This is a genomic window from Bradyrhizobium xenonodulans, from assembly GCF_027594865.1.
Taxonomy (GTDB): Bacteria; Pseudomonadota; Alphaproteobacteria; order Rhizobiales; family Xanthobacteraceae; genus Bradyrhizobium; species Bradyrhizobium xenonodulans.
The window spans coordinates 2,052,432-2,070,698 of record NZ_CP089391.1 but is presented as its reverse complement, the minus strand read 5'-3'; the positions used below and the strand labels follow the sequence as shown (position 1 = coordinate 2,070,698).

16 protein-coding genes and 1 pseudogene are annotated in these 18,267 nt (G+C 64.9%); 9 read left to right on the top strand and 8 right to left on the bottom strand.

Going from position 1 to position 18,267, the window contains the following annotated elements:
* Positions 1 to 8 precede the first annotated feature (8 nt).
* Positions 9 to 1,439 (bottom strand): TAXI family TRAP transporter solute-binding subunit, encoded by a 1,431-nt coding sequence (locus I3J27_RS09800; protein ID WP_270168133.1) that lies wholly within the window; start codon positions 1,437 to 1,439, stop codon positions 9 to 11.
* Positions 1,440 to 1,710: 271 nt separating this feature from the next.
* On the opposite strand from I3J27_RS09800, the gene I3J27_RS09795 reads away from it, so the two are divergent.
* On the top strand, positions 1,711 to 2,958 hold the full coding sequence (locus I3J27_RS09795) for an MFS transporter (RefSeq protein ID WP_270168131.1): 1,248 nt from the start codon (positions 1,711 to 1,713) through the stop codon (positions 2,956 to 2,958).
* A 49-nt stretch (positions 2,959 to 3,007) separates the two neighbouring features.
* Here the strand turns inward: I3J27_RS09795 and I3J27_RS09790 are convergent, their stop codons facing one another.
* Positions 3,008 to 3,883 carry an outer membrane protein gene (locus I3J27_RS09790; protein WP_270168129.1) on the bottom strand — a complete coding sequence of 292 codons (876 nt, stop codon included), beginning with the start codon at positions 3,881 to 3,883 and terminating at the stop codon, positions 3,008 to 3,010.
* A 285-nt stretch (positions 3,884 to 4,168) separates the two neighbouring features.
* Between I3J27_RS09790 and I3J27_RS09785 the strand changes: the two genes are divergently transcribed.
* The 6 genes from I3J27_RS09785 (at position 4,169) to I3J27_RS09760 (ending at position 11,452) form a co-directional block, all read left to right on the top strand.
* The gene (locus tag I3J27_RS09785; RefSeq protein ID WP_270168127.1) at positions 4,169 to 5,374 is read left to right on the top strand and encodes a M20/M25/M40 family metallo-hydrolase; all 1,206 of its coding nucleotides are present in this window, start codon (positions 4,169 to 4,171) and stop codon (positions 5,372 to 5,374) included.
* Between the two features lie 127 nt (positions 5,375 to 5,501).
* Positions 5,502 to 6,590 (top strand): mandelate racemase/muconate lactonizing enzyme family protein, encoded by a 1,089-nt coding sequence (locus I3J27_RS09780; RefSeq protein WP_270168125.1) that lies wholly within the window; start codon positions 5,502 to 5,504, stop codon positions 6,588 to 6,590.
* A gap of 96 nt (positions 6,591 to 6,686) precedes the next feature.
* Positions 6,687 to 7,835, top strand: a complete 1,149-nt coding sequence (locus tag I3J27_RS09775; RefSeq protein WP_270168123.1) for an amidohydrolase — start codon at positions 6,687 to 6,689, stop codon at positions 7,833 to 7,835.
* A 293-nt stretch (positions 7,836 to 8,128) separates the two neighbouring features.
* Positions 8,129 to 9,556 (top strand): sodium:solute symporter family protein, encoded by a 1,428-nt coding sequence (locus I3J27_RS09770; RefSeq protein WP_270168121.1) that lies wholly within the window; start codon positions 8,129 to 8,131, stop codon positions 9,554 to 9,556.
* Positions 9,553 to 10,767: a sialidase family protein gene (locus I3J27_RS09765; RefSeq protein ID WP_270168119.1), complete on the top strand. Its 1,215-nt coding sequence runs from the start codon at positions 9,553 to 9,555 to the stop codon at positions 10,765 to 10,767. Before I3J27_RS09770 ends, I3J27_RS09765 begins: the two co-directional genes overlap by 4 nt.
* A 4-nt stretch (positions 10,768 to 10,771) precedes the next feature.
* Complete coding sequence (locus tag I3J27_RS09760; protein ID WP_270168117.1) at positions 10,772 to 11,452, top strand: SDR family NAD(P)-dependent oxidoreductase; 681 nt, start codon at positions 10,772 to 10,774, stop codon at positions 11,450 to 11,452.
* A gap of 97 nt (positions 11,453 to 11,549) precedes the next feature.
* Here I3J27_RS09760 and I3J27_RS09755 read toward each other — a convergent pair whose 3' ends face one another.
* The 4 genes from I3J27_RS09755 to I3J27_RS09740 all read right to left on the bottom strand — a co-directional run bounded on the left by I3J27_RS09755 (position 11,550) and on the right by I3J27_RS09740 (position 15,743).
* On the bottom strand, positions 11,550 to 12,482 hold the full coding sequence (locus tag I3J27_RS09755) for a dihydrodipicolinate synthase family protein (RefSeq protein ID WP_270168115.1): 933 nt from the start codon (positions 12,480 to 12,482) through the stop codon (positions 11,550 to 11,552).
* 92 nt (positions 12,483 to 12,574) lie between these two features.
* The gene (locus I3J27_RS09750) at positions 12,575 to 13,933 is read right to left on the bottom strand and encodes an ABC transporter substrate-binding protein (RefSeq protein ID WP_370691969.1); all 1,359 of its coding nucleotides are present in this window, start codon (positions 13,931 to 13,933) and stop codon (positions 12,575 to 12,577) included.
* Between the two features lie 193 nt (positions 13,934 to 14,126).
* Complete coding sequence (locus I3J27_RS09745; protein ID WP_270168111.1) at positions 14,127 to 15,182, bottom strand: LacI family DNA-binding transcriptional regulator; 1,056 nt, start codon at positions 15,180 to 15,182, stop codon at positions 14,127 to 14,129.
* A 339-nt stretch (positions 15,183 to 15,521) separates the two neighbouring features.
* Positions 15,522 to 15,743 carry a hypothetical protein gene (locus tag I3J27_RS09740; protein ID WP_270168109.1) on the bottom strand — a complete coding sequence of 74 codons (222 nt, stop codon included), beginning with the start codon at positions 15,741 to 15,743 and terminating at the stop codon, positions 15,522 to 15,524.
* 346 nt (positions 15,744 to 16,089) lie between these two features.
* Here I3J27_RS09740 and I3J27_RS09735 point away from each other — a divergent pair, with 346 nt between their 5' ends.
* A complete protein-coding gene (locus tag I3J27_RS09735) occupies positions 16,090 to 16,545 on the top strand; it encodes an Hsp20 family protein (RefSeq protein ID WP_270168107.1) in 456 nt (151 codons plus the stop codon).
* A gap of 426 nt (positions 16,546 to 16,971) precedes the next feature.
* On the opposite strand, the gene I3J27_RS09725 is transcribed toward I3J27_RS09735, so the two are convergent.
* Complete coding sequence (locus I3J27_RS09725; RefSeq protein WP_270168104.1) at positions 16,972 to 17,187, bottom strand: hypothetical protein; 216 nt, start codon at positions 17,185 to 17,187, stop codon at positions 16,972 to 16,974.
* Positions 17,188 to 17,314: 127 nt separating this feature from the next.
* Between I3J27_RS09725 and I3J27_RS09720 the strand changes: the two are divergent.
* Positions 17,315 to 18,037, top strand: a pseudogene (locus tag I3J27_RS09720) (DUF72 domain-containing protein).
* An 8-nt stretch (positions 18,038 to 18,045) separates the two neighbouring features.
* Here I3J27_RS09720 and I3J27_RS09715 read toward each other — a convergent pair.
* Positions 18,046 to 18,219 (bottom strand): hypothetical protein, encoded by a 174-nt coding sequence (locus tag I3J27_RS09715; protein ID WP_270168102.1) that lies wholly within the window; start codon positions 18,217 to 18,219, stop codon positions 18,046 to 18,048.
* Positions 18,220 to 18,267: the final 48 nt, after the last annotated feature.

Here is an 18,267-nt window from a genome sequence, read left to right as displayed (position 1 = left end):
AGGCAGCTTTACGTGCCGCCCGATCCGCGCGCTATTGTGGCTGCTCCCCGAACGGGTTCGACATTGGCACGTTGCAACGCGGTCCGCCTCTCGGCGATGGCGTTGCTCAACAGCTCGAGCACCAGTCCGAATGCCGCGAGCTCCTCCTGCTCGATGACACCGTCGTCGTAGCACTCGAGTGTTTCACGGATGATCGCATCGGCCTCGCGCTGGAGACAGAGAAGCTGCTGGTTGGACTCTGCGCTCCGCGCACTGGAAACCATGTCCAGGATTCTCTTGCGATGGCTGGTGTTTTCCTCCCTTTCGTCGCGGTTCAAATAGCGACGCAGCCAGGCTGCGGCCGAGCCGATGCCGGAGAGCAGCAGGAGGCCGAACCAGAAGTAATCGCCGTAGCGGTCGAGAAACGTACGTTCGTTGCCGTCAATGACGGCTGCCGCTCCCCGATGGACCGGGAGCTCGGTGTCCTTCTCGAGGTCCGGCTTGGTGATGTGAGCGGCGCCGGGGACCTGCCTCGCGATCGCCTGGCGAACGGCAAAGAGCTGCCGAAAGAACGCGGCCACCGTGGTCTCGGCCAGCGTCTTCCTCGCCACGATGAGGTGGCTGACGCTTACGGTCTCGACTTTATCTTCCGGCCAAGCCGGATCCGCATTGAAGACGCTGGGCGGAATTTCCTCGGATTCATACCGGGGGTGCTTCAAGGCGATCGCTTCCGACGTCTCGACGGCGAGAAATTTCGGCGCGCCTCGTGTGCGCGCCGTCGCAGCAATCGCCTCCGATGTGATTTTGCTGTCGAGCGGCCCGACCGCCATGAAGGCATCGAGGCGCGGATCGCTCGCCAGCTCCTCGATCTGGTCCGTGCCAAAGTGCTTCACCGCGACCTTGTCCGCCTCCACCCCGACGGCGCTCAGGATGACGCGCAGCAGGGCGGCATTCGCCGGGGTCCTCCCGATGATACCGACATGACGCCCCGCGAGATCGGCAACCTCCTTGATCTTCGGCGTCTGCTTTCTTTTCGAGCTCTTGGTTGCAGGACCGGAGGGCGTCCACAGCACGACGAAGTTCTTGCGCACCACCGCAACGGTCTGCGCCTCGGCCGGCATGTCCAGGTCGCCGCGACCAACGGCCAGGTCGGCCTTGCCAGCTCCAAGGAGGCTGAGGGACTCCGCCGCCCCCGCGGTCTTGACCGGCGCCAGCCTGATCGTTCGGCTCTCGGCGGCGAAAGCATCGGCCATCGCCTGAATAACCTTGTCATCGTCGCTGCCCGAGGGTCCAACGGCGATCCGGAGCGTGTCCGGCCGCAGCGCGTAATAGAGAGCACCCGATGCGGCACCGAAAACGAGAAATCCGATCCCGAGAGCCAACAACAAGGAATTGCTTCTTCTCCGCTCTCGGCGGGCCGCGTCACTGGTCGTCTGGTTCGTACTCTCGGACAAAGACATCGCAACCACCAACCGCGGATCAGGAGCGCCTGCTTCCCGCATACCACAGTTTCCCGGGAACAACGTCTTGACGGCCGACCCGGTTCATCGGCCTGACGCCTGAAACGGACCGCCCCGGGGTGCCGCCGTCGTGGAGCGAGGCTCGGGCCTTTGCCGGGAGTGATCTGTCCTCGGATCTGATCCGCCCTGCGCCAACCTCTCCCCTCAAGCTGTTGGCACAGGCCGTTCAATCGTGTAACGGCACGAAAACCCTTGCCGGGACGGGACGCTGATGACTGCGGTTGCAACGGAAGAAGCGGGCGATGGCACCCGCGCGCTGATCTTTGCGCTGTTTGCGCTGGCCTGCGGGCACATGCTCTCGACCTTGCTGCGCACCATTCCCGCCGTCAGTCTCGACCTGATGGCCGCCGATTTCCACATGGAGCCGCAGGCGCTGGCGAGCCTCACCTCGGTCTATCCGTTCGCCTTTGCCGCCGCGCAAATTCCGGTTGGAGCTGCGATGGATCGCTTCGGCGTGCGGCCGGTGTCGCTCAGCCTGCTTGCGGGAACCGTGATCGGCGCCATCGCGTCGGGCTTTGCCACGGGACCTTCGAGCTTTGCGGTCGGGCAGGTCATGCTCGGCGTCGCGACGTCAGGCATGCTGATGTGCCCGATGACGCTGGCGGCCAAGCAATTGTCGGCGGCGCGGTTCGGCCTGTGGTCGGGCGCGATCCTCTCGATCGGCAATATCGGCATGCTGCTGTCGTCGAGCCCGCTCGCCTTCGTGGTCGACACTTACGGCTGGCGCGCCGGCTTCTGGATCGCCGCACTCGGCGGTGTTGTTGTCGCGCTTGCCGTGTTCCTGCTGGTGCCGAACCAGGCGGCGGAGCACAAGGACGAGTCTTCGCCGCTGTCGCAGATGATCGAGGTGCTCAGGCTCGGCTTCTCGCGCCCGCTGCGCGGCCTGATCGCGCTGGCGCTGGTGTCGCTCGCGACCACGCTGGTGCTGCGCGGCCTCTGGGGCGGGCCGTGGCTGATGGAGATCAAGGGATTGTCGCGGGTCGAGGCCGGCAACCAGCTCGGCGCGTTCACGCTGGCGATGATCGCGGGGCCCCTGTGCATCGGCATGATCGACCGCAGGCTCGGTCGCCGCCGCGCGCTGGTGGCGAGCACGCATATGGTCGGGGCGCTGCTGCTGGCGATGATGGCGCTAGGGGCGCCGCATTATGCGGTCTCGCTGCTGTGCGGGGTGCCCGTGATGCCGCCGCACTACGATCTCGTGCTGTTCGTACTGATCGGCCTTGCCACCTCCGCCCAGCCGCTGCTGTTCGGCATGTCGCGCCAGCTCGTCGATGCGCACACCGCCGGCAAGGCGCTCGCCGCGATCAACCTCGCCTTCTTCCTCGGCGCGGCGCTGATGCAGTCGGTGACCGGCGCGGTGGCGGCCTTCGCGGGATTGCCGGCGGTGCTGCTGTTCATGGCGGCCATGCTGGCGATCGGCGTGCTGACCTTCCTGGCCTATACGCGGCCCACTTCGTGAGACAGGTTGAGCCGTTCTGCGAAACCCGTCTCCAAGTCAGGAAAGCAGATCAGTACTTCGCGACCACCGGTCCGCCGAAGCGATAATTGACCCTGACGGTCGCCTGCTGGACGGTCAGATGGGAGCTCGAGGTCCCCGTCGCGAACACGCCGCCGAGCCCGTCGGGAATGGTGAAGGCGACGCTGCGGCTGCCGAAATCGGTGTAGCGATATTCGCCGGCCAGGCTCCAGTTCGGGTTGAACGCCCATTCGATGCCGCCACCGACGGTCCAGCCCCAGCGCGTCGTCGAGCCACCGTTCGTTGCCGTGAATGTTCCCGCCGGGACGGCGATGCCCGGGCTATGGACGACAGTGGTCGTGGAACCACCGATCTCGGCGACGGCGGCGCCGCCGGTGACGTAGAACAACGCCCGGTCCACCGTGACGCCGGCACGGCCGCGGAAGGTGGCCATCCAGTCGATCTGACCGAAATCGACCGTCACCGTCTGCGTCACCGCCGGGGCAAACAGCGGGGCGCCGGAGGTGCGCGAAGCGCTGGCGCTGCCGCCTTTCAATCCGCTGCCGACGGCGTCGGCTTCCACGCCGAGCACGAACTGATTGACCTGCCAATTGTAGCCGATCTGGCCGCCGCCGATGACACCGCTGCGGCCGCCGTCACCGGCAAGGGTGCCAAGCCCTCCCGGAACGAGCGTCGGTATGGCTGCGACCGGGGGCAACACAAGGAAAGCGGGAATCACGGGTCCAAAATCGCTGCTGCCACTGCTGGGACTCCAGGCGCCGCCGACATTCGCGCCGACATAGAAGCCGGTCCAGCTGAAGACCTGGGCGGCGACCGGCATCGGTCTCGCCTTGACCGCAATATCGGCGGCATTCGCCGCCACGACACCGAAGAGCAAGGCACTTCCCGCAATGGCCGCGATCCGCATCGTCGTCCCCAATATCTTGCGGCATCTTTCGGCGTGCCGCCCCGCCAGAAACAACCTCAGGTTAGGGGCGAATCGCAGCCAGGGCTGTCACCGGACAGCAACATCCGGACACATTATGTTGGCGCGAAGCAGCCTTTCCCGGCGACCCCGGCCGCGATCTCGTGATCCGGCATGACCATGCGCGCTCGGCAATGCAGCGCCGCCGTTCATGCGTCGAGGCCGCCTTGCACAACGGGATACCGCAGGAGATGCTGACGAGCATCGTGCATCAAGGGAATGAACTCCATGCCTGTCGACACCAAAGCCGCCACCGACCGCCTCATGCGCTTCCTTTCAGTGGAAGGCGTCACCGGACAGGAGGCGGCGATCGGGCGTGAGCTCACCGCCGCGCTGAAGGAGAGCGGCGTGCCGGCCAAGGCGATCCGGCTCGACGATGCCAACACCCGCATTCCCGTGCCGACCGAGACCGGCAACCTCATCGTCGACCTGCCCGGCCGCGGCGCGCTGCACAACCAGCCGCGCATCATGTTCATGACCCACATGGACACCGTGCCGCTGTGCGCCGGCGCCAAGCCGAAGAAGTCGGGCCGCAAGATCGTCAACGAGGCCAGGACCGCGCTCGGCGGCGACAACCGCTGCGGCTGCGGCGTGCTGGTGACGCTGGCCGCCGAGCTCGAAAAGCAGAAGCTCGATCATCCGCCGATCACGCTGCTGTTCTGCGTGCGCGAGGAGAGCGGGCTCTATGGCGCGCGCCACGTCAAGCTGGACGAACTCGGCTCGCCGGTGATGGCTTTCAATTATGACGGCGGCTCCGCCTCCAACGTCATCATCGGCGCCGTCGGTGCGGACCGCTGGACCGTCGAGATCTTCGGCCGCGCCTCGCATGCCGGCGTCGCGCCGGAGCGCGGCATCTCCTCGACCATGATCATGGCGCTGGCGCTCGCAGAGGTGAAGGCCGGCGGCTGGTTCGGCAAGGTGGTGAAGGGCAAGGGCGCGAGCGCGCGGACGGGCACCAGCAATGTCGGCCCCGTCACCGGCGGCGAAGGCCGCCCCGCGGGCGATGCCACCAACGTCGTCACCGACTACGTGCATGTGCGCGGCGAAAGCCGCAGCCATGACGGAAAATTCTTCAAGGAGATCACCAAGGCCTACAAGGCGGCATTCGAGAAGGCGGCCAAGAAGGTCACGAACGCGCAAGGCAAGTCCGGCAAGGTCAAGTTCAAGGCCGAGACCGACTATTTCCCGTTCCGCATGAAGGACAATCTGCCCGTCGTGAAGCGCGCGGTCGAAGCCGTGTCCGCGGTCGGCGGCACGCCGAACGTCCGCACCGCCAATGGCGGTCTCGACGCCAACTGGATGGTCCGCCACGGCGTCCCGACCGTGACCTTCGGTGCCGGCCAGAACGAGGCGCACACGATCGACGAGTGGATCAATCTCGACGAATACGACCGCGCGTGCGCGCTCGCCGTGCAGATCGCGACGATGCGGTGAGATAGATGCAGCTTGTAGGATGGGTCGAGCGTTAGCGAAACCCATCGCTACTTGCGAAGATGAAGATGATGGGTTTCGCTGCGCTCTACCCATCCTACGAACAAAAAGAAAAATTCGGGTGGGAAACATGCCGCACATTTCGACGATCGAGACCGGCCTCTACCGCATCCCCCTCCCCGTCACGCTCTCCGACTCCACCCATGGCGAGATCGCGGCGTTCGAGCTGATCACCTGCCGCATCCGCGATGTCGATGGCGCCGAGGGCGTCGGCTACACCTACACGGTGGGCCGCAATGGCGGCGCTGTCGCCGACATCCTCAAGCGCGAGATCCCGCCGCTGGTCGAGGGACGCGAGGCCGACGACACCGAGGCGATCTGGCATCACGTCTGGTGGGGCCTGCATTATGGCGGCCGCGGCGGGCCGGCGGTGCTGGCGCTGTCCGCGCTCGACATTGCGTTGTGGGATTTGAAAGCGCGGCGCGCCAAGCTGCCACTGTTCCGCCTGCTCGGCGGCTTCGACGCGCGCGTGCCGTGCTATGCCGGCGGCATCGACCTCGATCTCTCCGTCGAGGCGCTGCTCAAGCAGACCGACGGCAATCTCGCCAAGGGCTTTCGCGCCATCAAGATGAAGGTCGGCCGGCCCGACCTGAAATCCGACGTCGCGAAGGTCTCCGCGATGCGGAAGCATCTCGGCGACGGCTTTCCGCTGATGGCGGACGCCAACATGAAGTGGACGGTCGAGGACGCGATCCGCGCCGCCCGCGCGTTTGTTCCCTACGACCTCACCTGGCTCGAGGAGCCGATCATCCCCGACGACGTCGCCGGTCACGCCCGCATCATGCAGGCCGGCGGCGTGCCGATCGCGGCGGGCGAGAATTTGCGCTCGCTGTGGGAGTTCAAGAACTACATCGCCAGTGGCGCGGTGTCCTATCCCGAGCCGGACGTGACCAATTGCGGCGGCGTGAGTGCGTTCATGAAGATCGCGCGGCTGGCGGAAGCGTTCAACCTTCCCGTCACCAGCCACGGCGCGCACGACATCACCGTGCATCTGCTCGCGGCCTGCCCGAACCGCTCGTATCTGGAGGCGCACGGCTTCGGGCTGGACAAGTATATCGAGCATCCGCTGGTGCTCGAGGACGGCAAGGCGCTGGCGCCGGACCGCCCGGGCCACGGCATCAGCTTCGACTGGACCGGGCTGGCGAAGCTGTCGACGTAGCTTTGCTGCACGCGAGGCATTCCGAGGGCCTGGGTGCAGCGGACGAATAATCGGCTATGGTGGCGGCAGCCGCCACCATCCGAGAGTCCCCCCGCCTTGACACCCGAGCTGCACCAGAAACTGACCCAGTGGCGCCGGCATCTGCATGCGCATCCCGAGCTCTCCCTCCAGGAGAAGGCCACCGCCGCCTTCGTGCAGGACAAGCTCACCGAGCTCGGCATTCCCTTCAAGGCGGGCATCGGCGGCCATGGCATCGTCGCGACGCTCACGCGCGGATCCGCGCAAGGGCGCGTCGGCCTGCGCGCCGACATGGATGCGCTGCCGATCACCGAGGATACGGGTCTTGCCTACACGTCGAAAAATCCCGGCGTGATGCACGCCTGCGGCCACGACGGGCACACGACCTCGCTGCTCGGCGCCGCCGCGCTGCTGGTCGCCGACACCGACTGGAGCGGCACCGTCGATTTCATCTTCCAGCCCGCCGAAGAAGGCTATGGCGGCTCGCGCGCGATGGTCGCGGCCGGATTGTTCGAGCGCTTCCCGATGGATCGGGTGTTCGGTTTCCACAACTGGCCGGGACTGCAAGCCGGCACGATCGCGGTCCATGACGGCGTCGTCATGGCCTCCGGCGCCCGCGTGACCATCACCATCGACGGCCATGCGGGGCATGCCGGCATGCCGCATCTGACGCGCGATCCGGTGATGGCGGCCGGCCACCTCATCGTGGCGATGCAATCGATCGTGTCGCGCAGCGTCGATCCGCTCGACACCGCCGTTCTCTCGTTGTGCACGATCGAGGGCGGCACGGCACCGAACCAGATCGCCGGGCGCGTGACGATCCGCGGCACGCTGCGGTTTCATCGCGAAGGGATCAAGGACGTCATTCTCGACGGCATCGAGCGAGTCTGCGCCGGCATCGCGACGAGCTTCGGCGTGAAGGTCACGCCCGAGATCGTGATGGGCGTCGGCGTGGTGATCAATACGCCCGAGGAGGCGGGCCTCGCGCGCCTCGCCGCGGAAAAGGTGCGGGCCGAGGTGCGGCGCGATCTCGCGCCCAGCATGGCCGGTGAGGATTTCGCCCACTATCTCAAGCAGCGCCCCGGCGCCTTCGTGTGGATCGGCAACGGTGAATTGCGCGACGGCGCCGAGCTGCACGGCCCGCGCTACGATTTCAACGACGCGATCCTGCCGGTCGCCTCGACCTGGATGGCCGAGGTCGCCAAGGCGGCGCTGGCGTCGAACTGACCCCGGAACGACAGGGCCTCGGACTCCCTGCGCATGACATCGGCCGTGAGCCGACCGTCCCGCCGCGCTGTCCCACCGACACTTTTTCTTTGGCCTGCAACCCTTTGAACATGCAGCGGCGATGACTGCCCGATCGGGCGCGTTGCAGCACCGCACCGTCGCGCGTGCTTGACGCGGGACGTGCGGGCAGGTCTAATGAAACGAAAGAACAATTGTTCGCATTCCGAACAATCTGCAGCGGGACCAAGCGGGCTCAAAACACCGCATCCGCATCACCAGAGGAAACGTCATCGATGCAAGCCATCCTCAATGGCGACAGCACGCTCATCGTCGCGATGATCGTCGCCTACATCGCCTTCACGTCCTGGCTCACCCTCAAACTGCGCAGCAGGACCAGCGATCAGTTCATGACGGGCGCACGCGCGATGCCGGCGGTGGTCGTCGGCGTGCTGATGATGTCCGAATTCGTCGGCGCCAAATCGACCGTCGGCACGGCGCAGGAAGCGTTCCAGTCGGGCATGGCGGCGGGGTGGGCCGTGCTCGGCGCCTCGATCGGCTTCCTGCTGTTCGGGTTCCTGATGGTGAAGAAGCTCTACAGTTCCGGCGAATACACCATCTCGGCGGCGATCGCGCAGAAATACGGCAAGTCGACCATGCTCACGGTGTCGGTAATCATGATCTACGCGCTGCTGCTCGTGAACGTCGGCAACTATGTGAGCGGCGCGGCCGCAATCGCCACCGCACTGCATGTCAGCATGCCCGTTGCGATGTGCATCATCGCCGTGGTCAGCACCTTCTACTACGTGTTCGGCGGACTGAAGGGCGTCGCCTGGGTGACGATCCTGCACAGCGCCATCAAGGTCGTCGGTATCGTCGTCATATTTTCGGTTGCGATGTCGCTGACCGGCGGCATCGCGCCGATCCAGGCCAAGCTGCCCGCCTATTACTTCAGCTGGGACGGCAAGATCGGCTTTGCGACCATCTTCGCCTGGACCTTTGGCACCGTCGGCGCGATCTTCTCGACCCAGTTCATCGTGCAGGCGATCTCCTCGACGCCGAGCGCCGATGACGCGCGCAAGGCCACCTTCTATGCGGCGGCGTTCTGCCTGCCGCTCGGATTCCTGCTCGCCTTGATCGGCGTCGCGGCGAAATTCCTCTATCCCGACATGAACAGCCTCTACGCGCTGCCGGTGTTTTTGGAGAAGATGCCCCCGCTGGCCTCGGCTTTCGTGACCACCTCGCTCGTCGCCTCGATCTTCGTCAGCGTCTGCACGGTTGCGCTCGCGATCGCCTCGCTGGTGGTCCGCGACTTCTACGTCCCTTACTGGAAGCCGACGCCGGAGCGGGAGCTGAAGATGACCCGCCTGTTCTCGGTGGCGATCGGTATTGCACCGCTGGTCTTCGTCTTCTTCATCCCGGAAATCCTCAAGCTGTCGTTCTTCACGCGCGCGCTGCGCCTGTCGATCACCATCATCGCGATGATGGGCTTCTATCTGCCGCTGTTTGCCAGCAACCGCGGCGCCACCGCGGGCCTGATCGGCGCCGCGATCTCGACGACGGCCTGGTACATGCTCGGAAACCCCTTCGGCATCGACAACATGTATGTCGCGGCCGCGACACCGCTGGTGGTGATGGCGGTCGAGCGCCTGGTGATGGGCCGCGCTCCGGCCGCCGCCACGACGCCGCAGCCGAATGCATTGATGGAAAGGACTTCGACGTGATCATCGATACCGAGATCGTGACCACCGACATCGGGATCGCCGCCGATGGCGTCGTTCGCCCGGCCGCCGGCGATCCCGACCGGTTCGACGCTTTCATTCCCTCGCCTTGCGTGCAGAACCACGCCGCCAATCTGATGCCGCTCGCGAACGGCGATCTGGCTTGCGTCTGGTTCGGCGGCACGCAGGAGGGCATGTCGGACATCTCGGTCTATTTTTCGCGCCTCGCCCGCGGCGCGACGCAGTGGTCTCCGGCCGAAAAGCTGTCCGACGACAAGGGACGTTCGGAGCAGAACCCGGTGCTGTTTCCCGCACCTGACGGCACGCTATGGCTGATGTGGACGGCGCAGCTGGCGGGAAACCAGGACACCGCGCTGATCCGCCGTCGCCTCTCCCGCGACAACGGCAAGAGCTGGGGCCCGATCGAGACGCTGTTTCCCGAGCAGCGCGGCCGCGGCACCTTCATTCGCCAGCCGATCGTCGTGCTCGACAATGGTGACTGGCTGCTGCCCGTGTTCTATTGCCACAGCACCCCGGGTCGGAAATGGAACGGCGACGAGGACACCAGCGCGGTGAAGATCTCGTCCGATTCGGGCGAGACATGGCGCAACATCGACGTCCCTGGCAGCCGCGGCTGCGTGCATATGTGCATCGCGGGCCTCGACGACGGTTCGCTGATCGCCCTCTACCGCAGCCGCTGGGCGGACAACATCTATCAGAGCCGATCCACCGATCACGGCCGCATCTGGTCGGCGCCGGTCCAGACCGTGCTGCCCAACAACAACTCCTCGATCCAGGTCACGCGACTTGGCAACGGTCATCTCGCTCTGGTCTTCAACGATTCCAGCGCCAAGGATGCGACCGGGCGCCGCCTCTCGCTCTATGACGAGATCGAGGACGATTTGCCGCCCGTGCTCGCCGACGACGGCAAAAGAACGGATGAACGCACCGCGTTCTGGGGCGCACCGCGGGCGCCGATGACGCTGGCCGTCTCCGCCGACGGTGGACGGACATGGAGCAAGCGCAATGTCGAGACCGGCGACGGATATTGCATGACCAACAATTCCCGCGATCAGACCAATCGCGAATTGTCCTATCCTTCGGTCAAGGAGACCGCCGACGGAGCGATCCACATGGCCTTCACCTTCCATCGCCGCGCGATCAAATATGTGCGCGTGACCGAGCCATGGGTGAAGCGCGCCATCCGGGACTGAGAGCATGGACAAGAGGCCGCATGCGCTCGTCACGGGCGCCAGCTCAGGGATCGGCGCTGCGATCGTCGAGCGTCTGCTGCGCGATGGCTGGCGCGTCACCGGCATCAGCCGCCGTCCCGCGTCGTTCAACCATCCGGCCTTCGATCACCTCTCGCTCGATCTCGGCGAGGTCGATGGCATCGCGAAGGCGGTCGCAGGCATCGCGCCGACCGCACTCGTTCACGCGGCCGGCATGCTCAAGGTCGGCGAGCTCGGATCGCTCGACCATGACGACGGCACCGCGATGTGGCGACTGCATGTCGATGTCGCCGCGCGTCTCGCCAACGCGCTGGCGCCGCGCTTGCCGAAAGGAGGACGCATCGTCCTCATCGGCAGCCGAACCGCCTCAGGCGCGGCCGGCCGCGGTCAATATGCCGCGACCAAAGCGGCGCTGGTGGCGCTCGCGAGATCCTGGGCGATCGAGCTCGCCCCGCGCGGCGTCACGGTCAACGTCGTTGCGCCCGCCGCAACCGAGACACCGATGCTGAATGACCCGGCGCGCGCCAATGTCGCGCCAAAACTGCCACCGATCGGCCGCTTCATTCGCCCGGAGGAGGTCGCGCACGCAGCGGCGTTCCTGCTTTCGCCAGAGGCTGCGGCCATCACCGGACAGCAGCTCGTCATCTGCGGCGGCAGCTCGCTCTAGGCGCATGGCCGCAATCACGGTTGGCCCGCAATTGCTTGAGAGACAGCCCTCGCGCGGCGGCTGCCCTCACATCATCGAGATTTGGTAATTGCGGCGATCAGCGCGCGGTCGCGATCCTGGCGCGGAAGCTCGCCTGCCCCTGCATGATCTTGTCGAGCAGCGCGTCGAGCGCCCAGAAGCGCTCGACGATGTCGAAGTCGACGGCACGGCTGCGGATGGACGCGAACGTGCCGAGCCTCTGATGGTACAGCTTCGCCAGCTTGGGATATCCCATCGGCTCGGCCATCGCGGCGAGCGCGAGATAGACGGAGAGCTCGTCCGCCAGCGCCGGATGCCTGGAGCTCTCGGTGAGCAGCCATTTGTAGAGGTCGGGATGGAAGTTGGTGAACACGCCGGTGAAGCCGGCCGATCCGCACCTCATGGCGTCGAAGGCGATCGCCGCATTGGCGTTGACGATCGCAAGCGAGGTGCCTTTCGTCAGCGCCACACGGCGCTTCACGGTGTCGAGGTCGCAGGACACGTCCTTGAGGATCGCGAAGCGTCCGCTGTCGGCGCAAAACCGAAGCTCGTCGTCGGACAGGAGCCGGCGGAACGGCGCGGGGCATTCGTAGAGACCGAGCGGAAGCCCGGCGGGCAGTGCAGCGAGCATGCCGCGCAGATTGTCCATGAAGACGGGGCCGCCCTGCCCCTTCGGATCGAACCGGTTCGTCACCAGCACCAATCCGTCGACGCCGGTTGCGGCGATGGCGGTCAGCTCGGTCACCTGATCCTCGCGGGATTCGCTGACATGGCCCGATGCGATGACAGGCACCCGGCCTGCCGCCTGCCGCACGACGAAGCGCGCCAGCGCGACGCGCTCCTCCAGACTGAGGAATTGCATCTCGCTCGACTGGGCCACGGCGAACAGCGCATCCGCACCATTGGCAATGTACCACTCGATCAGTTTTTCGAGGCCGGCATAGTCGATCGCGTCGGCTTCGGTGAACGGCGTCAGCATCACCGGAATGATGCCCTTGATGGTTGCAGTCACAATTCGGCTCCCAGGCGTTGAAATCATTGACAGGCAGGAGCCTGCCGCTCACGCGTCTTTCAACGCGTGAGCGTAACGGGTTCAGCTGGCGATCAGTTGCCGGCCACGTCCTTGATCCGCGCGATCATGTCGTCGACGGCCTTTTCGACCGGCACCTTGTTGGTGACGATGGCGTTGACGGCCTTCATCCAGACGTTCTCGTTGTTGAGCGTGGTGAACTTGTAGTTCCTGCTCATCTCGTAGCCGCCGACGCCGGCGAAGAACTGGTCACGCTCGGCGCGGCGATGAACGTCGCCATCCCAGAAGGCGGACTTCTGGGCCGATGTCTTGACCGGGAACCAGCGGCCGAGCGCGCCTTCGACGTAGGGCTGAAGGTTCTCATCGCGCAGCAGGAACGAGACGAACTCCTTGGCGCGCTCCTTGTTCTTGGCCTGCTCGAAGATCAAGCCGACCACCACGGAGGCGCGGGTGTGGACCGGCGTGCCATCCGGCTTGTTGGGCCAGACCACGGTGCGGATGCGGTCGTAATAGTTCTTCTTCGCTTCCTCGCGCTGCTCGGCGGTGAGCGTCTCGTTGCCGGCGTCGTCGAGCCATTTGCCGGGCACGGAGATCGTCGAATTGTGCGTCATGATGGTCGTCTTGTTGTGGAAGGCGACGTTGTTGTCGGGATCCTTCCAGCTCGTCGCCGATTGCGGCGTGCAGCCCTTCGCGGCGATCTCGACATAGTCCTTCATGGCGGCGACGAGACCCGCCTTCACCTTGGGATCGTCGACCAGCAGCTTGCCGTTGTCGTCGACCAGCACGACGTTATAGGCGTCCATGAACACCAGGAACGAGATGAAGCTGTCGGTGGCGTCGACGCCCATCGGATGGCCGATGCCGTAAATGCGCTTGCCGCTCGCCTTGCGCACGGCCGGCTGCGCCTTGTCGCACCAGAACGACCAGAAACCCTTCCAGTCCTTCGGGATGTCGGTCTCCTTGAGACCGCCCTCCTCCAGCATGTCCTTCCAATAATGCAGATGCAGCGTCGCCTGCTTGAGCGGGAAGGCGTAGTAGGCCTTCGCCTTGGTCTTGTCGTTGTACAGCATGACCGTGTCGAGCGACTGCGGGGAGAATTCGCCCTTGATCGGCGCGAGGACCGAGCCGAGATCGACCAGCTTGCCTTCGGAGGCCCACTTGCCGGCGCCCTGGAAATGATAGGTGTCCGCATAGCTGACGTCGGGCGGACTGCCGGCATCGAGCGCCGCCACCAGCTTCGGCATCATGTCTTGCGTCGCATACTGCGACAGCTCGACCTTGACCCCGGTCTTGGCCTCGAACTTCTTGATGACGTCGAGCAGCGCGTCTTCCTCGGCCTTGTAGTAGCCCTTGTTCCACCAGACGACGAGCTTCTCCTCGGCGGCAGCGGGGCTCGCCGTTGCCATCAGCGGCAGGAGCAGCGAAGCCGCCATCGAGCAGCTTCTCGCCCATCGCAAAATTTGATCGCGCATCGTTGTTTCCTCTCCGTCCCATCCCGGCGATGGGGTCCGCCGGTTGCTCTCATGGCATCTAAAACGGGTTCATGTAAGCGCTTACATAACTGGAGTCAAGCAGCCCTCTTTCAGGCTATGCGCGCTGTCGAAACGACCGATCTGCAGTGAGGGATCAGCGGCTCCTGGCCGCGCCGGCGCTCTCGCGGATTTTCAGATCGGGTACGACTTCCCGAGACTGCGCCCGCTCTTGCCGCCCCGCGATCACAGCGAGAAGCTCGTTGGCCGCCAACACGCCGATCTGCTGATTGTCGACCTTCATCGTCGTGAGCCGCGGAGACAGGCGCGACGAAATTGCAAGATCATCGAAGCCGGTGATCGAAAAATCCCCGGGCGCATCCAGGCCAAGCTCCCGCGCGGCCATCAACGCGCCGAGCGCGAGATTGTCATTGCCGCAAACGATCGCGGTCGGCCGGGCGTCGATTGCTTGCGTCATCAATCTTGCAAGACTGGACGCGCCGAATTCCAGGGTCGAAGGGCCCATCATCAGATCCTGCGCTGCAATTTCCAAACCCGCGGCCGTGAGCGCTTCGCCGATGCCGCGAAGTCTTTCCTTGACGCGGTCGTTGTTGGTGTCCGGCTGGAAGATGGCGGCAAACCGGCGATGACCCAGCGCGAGCAGATGCTCCGTCATGCGGCTGAAGGCGGCGCGATTGTCGAAGCCGATGCACGGATGCGGCGACAGCTTGCTGTAGGAGTATGTCACGACATAGGGAATGCCGCGCGAATTGAGCGCGTCGAACAGTTCGGGAGGATGATTTTCGCCGACCACGGCCAGCGCTTCCACGCCGCGCGCCAGCATCGCTTCGGCCTGCCTCAAGCCCTCGTCCGGATCATAGTTCGAGCAGCCCAGGAACAGCGTGAAGCCGCGTTCGCTGAACACGGTCTGCATACCGCCGATCTGGTGGGCAAAGATCTCGTCGTCCAGGGTCGGAATGATGGCGCCGGCGATATGCGTCCTGCGCGAGGCGAGCGCTCGTCCGGCGGCGTTCGGAATCCAGTTCAGCGCGCGGGCGGCGTCCTTGACCCGCTGCCTGACCTCTTCGGAGACCTTGTCGGGCTCGTTGAAGGCGCGCGATACGGTCGCGGTCGAGACGTTGGCCTTGCGGGCAACCTCCTCGAGCTTGACGCGGCCGCTGCCTCCGCGCGCCCTCTTTGAACCTGCCACCATCCCCGCCATTTCGGTCGAATGTTCGTTCGATCAATGCCTTCATGGTATTGACGACCGCCGCAGTCCTCAACGGAAATCTCGGCGCGTGAGCTTCGGCACCGTCGTCTGGCTCAGCAACGGCGCATTGCGCGGCCGCGCCGAGCTGGACGGCTCGCGCTGCGTTCCATGCTGCCGATCGATCCGGGAGGGCGCCTCGCAACGTATCGAGCAGACGCTGCTCGCGCTCGATCCGGGTCCGATAGAGCTCGCGCTCGCGATCGGTCCTGGCGCTGGCCAGCAACAGGCGATAGTGCCCGATCACCTTCTCGCTGCCGCGGATCAGGAGGTTGCGGACGTCGCTCATCGCTCGGCTCCCAGCGTCGCGAGGGCCGGTGGCTGTCCTGGAAGCGTAAACGCGGGAAGAGCATCGGCGGCAAGCGCCTCGAGGGCGGCCTGCTCCTCGGCGAGGCGTCGTTCGATGAACTGGCGCTCGAGGTCGGACAGCCTGGTCTTCAGCAAGCGTCGGTAGCGGGAGAGGTTGTTTCGGTGGGCGCGAATGCGGGCCTGATATGCATCGAGCATCGTCGTCACTCCTGACGGCCTTCAGAGTCCTTTTCGGTTATTCAGAGATCGGAAGAACAATCTTCCGGCGCAAAAAATATTCAAGCTTGTTGCGCTGTCAAGACGTTCTCTCGCCGCGTCTTCGAGGCCTCGGATGCCGGGGTCACGCCCTTTTGGACGCCGGCAAAAATTTTTCTCATCCCCCTCTTGCAAGGTCCTTCCGCCGCTCTAAGTCGTTTTTCGCCGCGAGAGCGGTGTGCCGGATGCCCGTTCGGGTCCGGTGCGGGCGCCGGGCCGGGTCTTCGGACGCGTTCCGATCCCTGCTTTGCGCTCCTTCGTAACCATCTTGCTCTTTGGAGGACTTGGTATGAGGACCACCTTTGACTTCGCGCCCCTCTGGCGCTCCACCATCGGCTTCGACCATCTGGCCGACCTCGTCGACAGCACGACCCGTCAGGCGAGCGAAGACAATTATCCGCCCTACAACATCGAGCGCTCGGGCGAAGACCAGTACCGGATCACGCTCGCCGTGGCGGGCTTCGGCATCAACGACGTCACGGTGACCGCCGAACAGAACGCGCTGACCGTCGAGGGCAGGAAACCCGAAACCGCCTCGCGCGAATATCTGTACCAGGGCATCGCGGCGCGCCCCTTCCGCCGTGTCTTCAATCTCGCCGACTACGTCCAGGTCAAGCAGGCCGCCTTCCAGGACGGTCTCCTGATCATCGATCTACTGCGCGAGATTCCGGAAGCCATGAAGCCGCGCCGCATCCAGATCGCGAGCGCCCCAACACCGCAGATCGAGCAGAAGAAGGCAGCGTGAGCGTCGGACGCTTCGAGCCTGCCTGACAAACATGGCGGATGGCGACCGGATCGCCGTCCGCCAATCAAAGCCATGAAAGGAGTGTAGAGGGAGACGACCGATGAGCAATGTCAACGCGACCGTAAGAGGTCTCAACCCGCTGTTTCGTCCCGCAGCACATCATGCATCTCCGAGCGCCGTTCTCGACGATCGCAGCCTTTCGACACCGGAGAAGCGGATCATATTGTCCTCCTGGGCTTCGGACATGTACGCCGTCGAATCCCAGCCTGCGCTACGCGAAATCCCCGGCATGGATCACCCGATCAGGCTCGTGGACATTCTCGCCGCCCTGCGCAAACTCGACGACGACGACCCGCCGCCCCGCGGCGGCACCGCGATGCGATTGCGGCGGCCATCGGCCGCCGCGTCCCGGCAACACAAGCCCGCTCAGGAGATCTCGCGCGGCAGCTTCCAGTCCGGTCGCGGCTCGCAGGTCTCTTCCACCCGCGCGACGTGATATCCGGCCGGCAGAAGCTGGCCGCCCTCCCCGTCCGCGACCGGAACATCGGTCACCAGTCCCTCGATCAACGCGGCTTCCCACACCTCTTTCTCGGTCGGAAAGGGATCGCCGATCTGCTTGTTGCCTTCGAACAGCGCGTACATGAGTTCCGGTCCTGCTGGACGATACGGAGATCGAACCTCCGTCATGCGACAGCAACGTATCCCCTGCACGGACGTTCCTCCCGACCGGCGCGGCCCTTCTCTCCGCGCACGCAGTGGCGGAAGACACATGGCGCGCGTTCTGATCGGAACCTCCGGCTGGCACTACGACTCCTGGCGAGGCCCGTTCTTTCCCGAAGGCCTGCCGCTGAAGCAGCAGCTTCGCTACTACGCCGGGCAGTTCGAGACGACGGAGCTGAACGGCGTGTTCTACCGCACGCCGACGCCGGAAGCGGTGAAAGCGTGGCGCGAGCAGACCGGCCGAGACTTCGTCTTCGCATGGAAGGCGTCAAAATTCATCACGCATTGGAAGCGCCTGTCCGAACGCTCGGTCAACAGCCTCGAGCTGCTGGAGGATCGTATTTCCCTGCTGCGCGGCAAGGTCGGACCGGTCCTGTTCCAGCTCCCGCCGCAATTCGCGGCAGACGCCGACCGGCTGGCTTCCTTCCTCAAACTTCTGTCGCGCAAGCGGCGCTACAGTTTCGAATTCCGTCATCCGAGCTGGTATCAGCCGCGCATTCTCCGGATGCTCTCAGATGAGAACATCTCGCTCTGCCTGTCGGACCATCACGATGCACCGGCGCCATGGAAGCGCACCGCGGACTTCGTCTATGTGCGCGGACATGGCCCCGGCGGCCGCTATCACGGCCACTATTCGGCGGCGGCGCTGGCGCAATAGGCACGGCGGATCAAATCGTGGAAGCGTCAGGGTTGCGACGTCTACGTCTATTTCGACAACGACCAGAAGAGTGCGGCACCGGCCGATGCGTTGAAGCTCAAGGCCCTGCTGTGACGGGAGGGCTACGGTCCGCCCGCAACCGAACCGGCGATCACCATGGCCAGATCGGCAAGATCGATCTTTCCGTTGACGACCAACTCTTCGGAGGAGCCTTCGACCTTCAGCGATTGCGGCCGGTTGGCGGCCTGACGCTTGAGCTCGCCGACGATGGCTTCCTTGAGTTTCTCTTCGAGCATGTGCTTCTCCGTTAGCGGCTATTTTTCTTCAAGCCGAACCAAAGCCGG

Coding starts and splice junctions, on each gene's coding strand:
- I3J27_RS09800 (WP_270168133.1), bottom strand. CDS start 1,439: ATGTCTTTGTCCGAGAGTACGAACCAGACGACCAGTGACGCGGCCCGC.
- I3J27_RS09795 (WP_270168131.1), top strand. CDS start 1,711: ATGACTGCGGTTGCAACGGAAGAAGCGGGCGATGGCACCCGCGCGCTG.
- I3J27_RS09790 (WP_270168129.1), bottom strand. CDS start 3,883: ATGCGGATCGCGGCCATTGCGGGAAGTGCCTTGCTCTTCGGTGTCGTG.
- I3J27_RS09785 (WP_270168127.1), top strand. CDS start 4,169: ATGCCTGTCGACACCAAAGCCGCCACCGACCGCCTCATGCGCTTCCTT.
- I3J27_RS09780 (WP_270168125.1), top strand. CDS start 5,502: ATGCCGCACATTTCGACGATCGAGACCGGCCTCTACCGCATCCCCCTC.
- I3J27_RS09770 (WP_270168121.1), top strand. CDS start 8,129: ATGCAAGCCATCCTCAATGGCGACAGCACGCTCATCGTCGCGATGATC.
- I3J27_RS09760 (WP_270168117.1), top strand. CDS start 10,772: ATGGACAAGAGGCCGCATGCGCTCGTCACGGGCGCCAGCTCAGGGATC.
- I3J27_RS09750 (WP_370691969.1), bottom strand. CDS start 13,933: ATGGCGGCTTCGCTGCTCCTGCCGCTGATGGCAACGGCGAGCCCCGCT.
- I3J27_RS09745 (WP_270168111.1), bottom strand. CDS start 15,182: ATGGTGGCAGGTTCAAAGAGGGCGCGCGGAGGCAGCGGCCGCGTCAAG.
- I3J27_RS09740 (WP_270168109.1), bottom strand. CDS start 15,743: ATGCTCGATGCATATCAGGCCCGCATTCGCGCCCACCGAAACAACCTC.
- I3J27_RS09735 (WP_270168107.1), top strand. CDS start 16,090: ATGAGGACCACCTTTGACTTCGCGCCCCTCTGGCGCTCCACCATCGGC.
- I3J27_RS09725 (WP_270168104.1), bottom strand. CDS start 17,187: ATGTACGCGCTGTTCGAAGGCAACAAGCAGATCGGCGATCCCTTTCCG.
- I3J27_RS09715 (WP_270168102.1), bottom strand. CDS start 18,219: ATGCTCGAAGAGAAACTCAAGGAAGCCATCGTCGGCGAGCTCAAGCGT.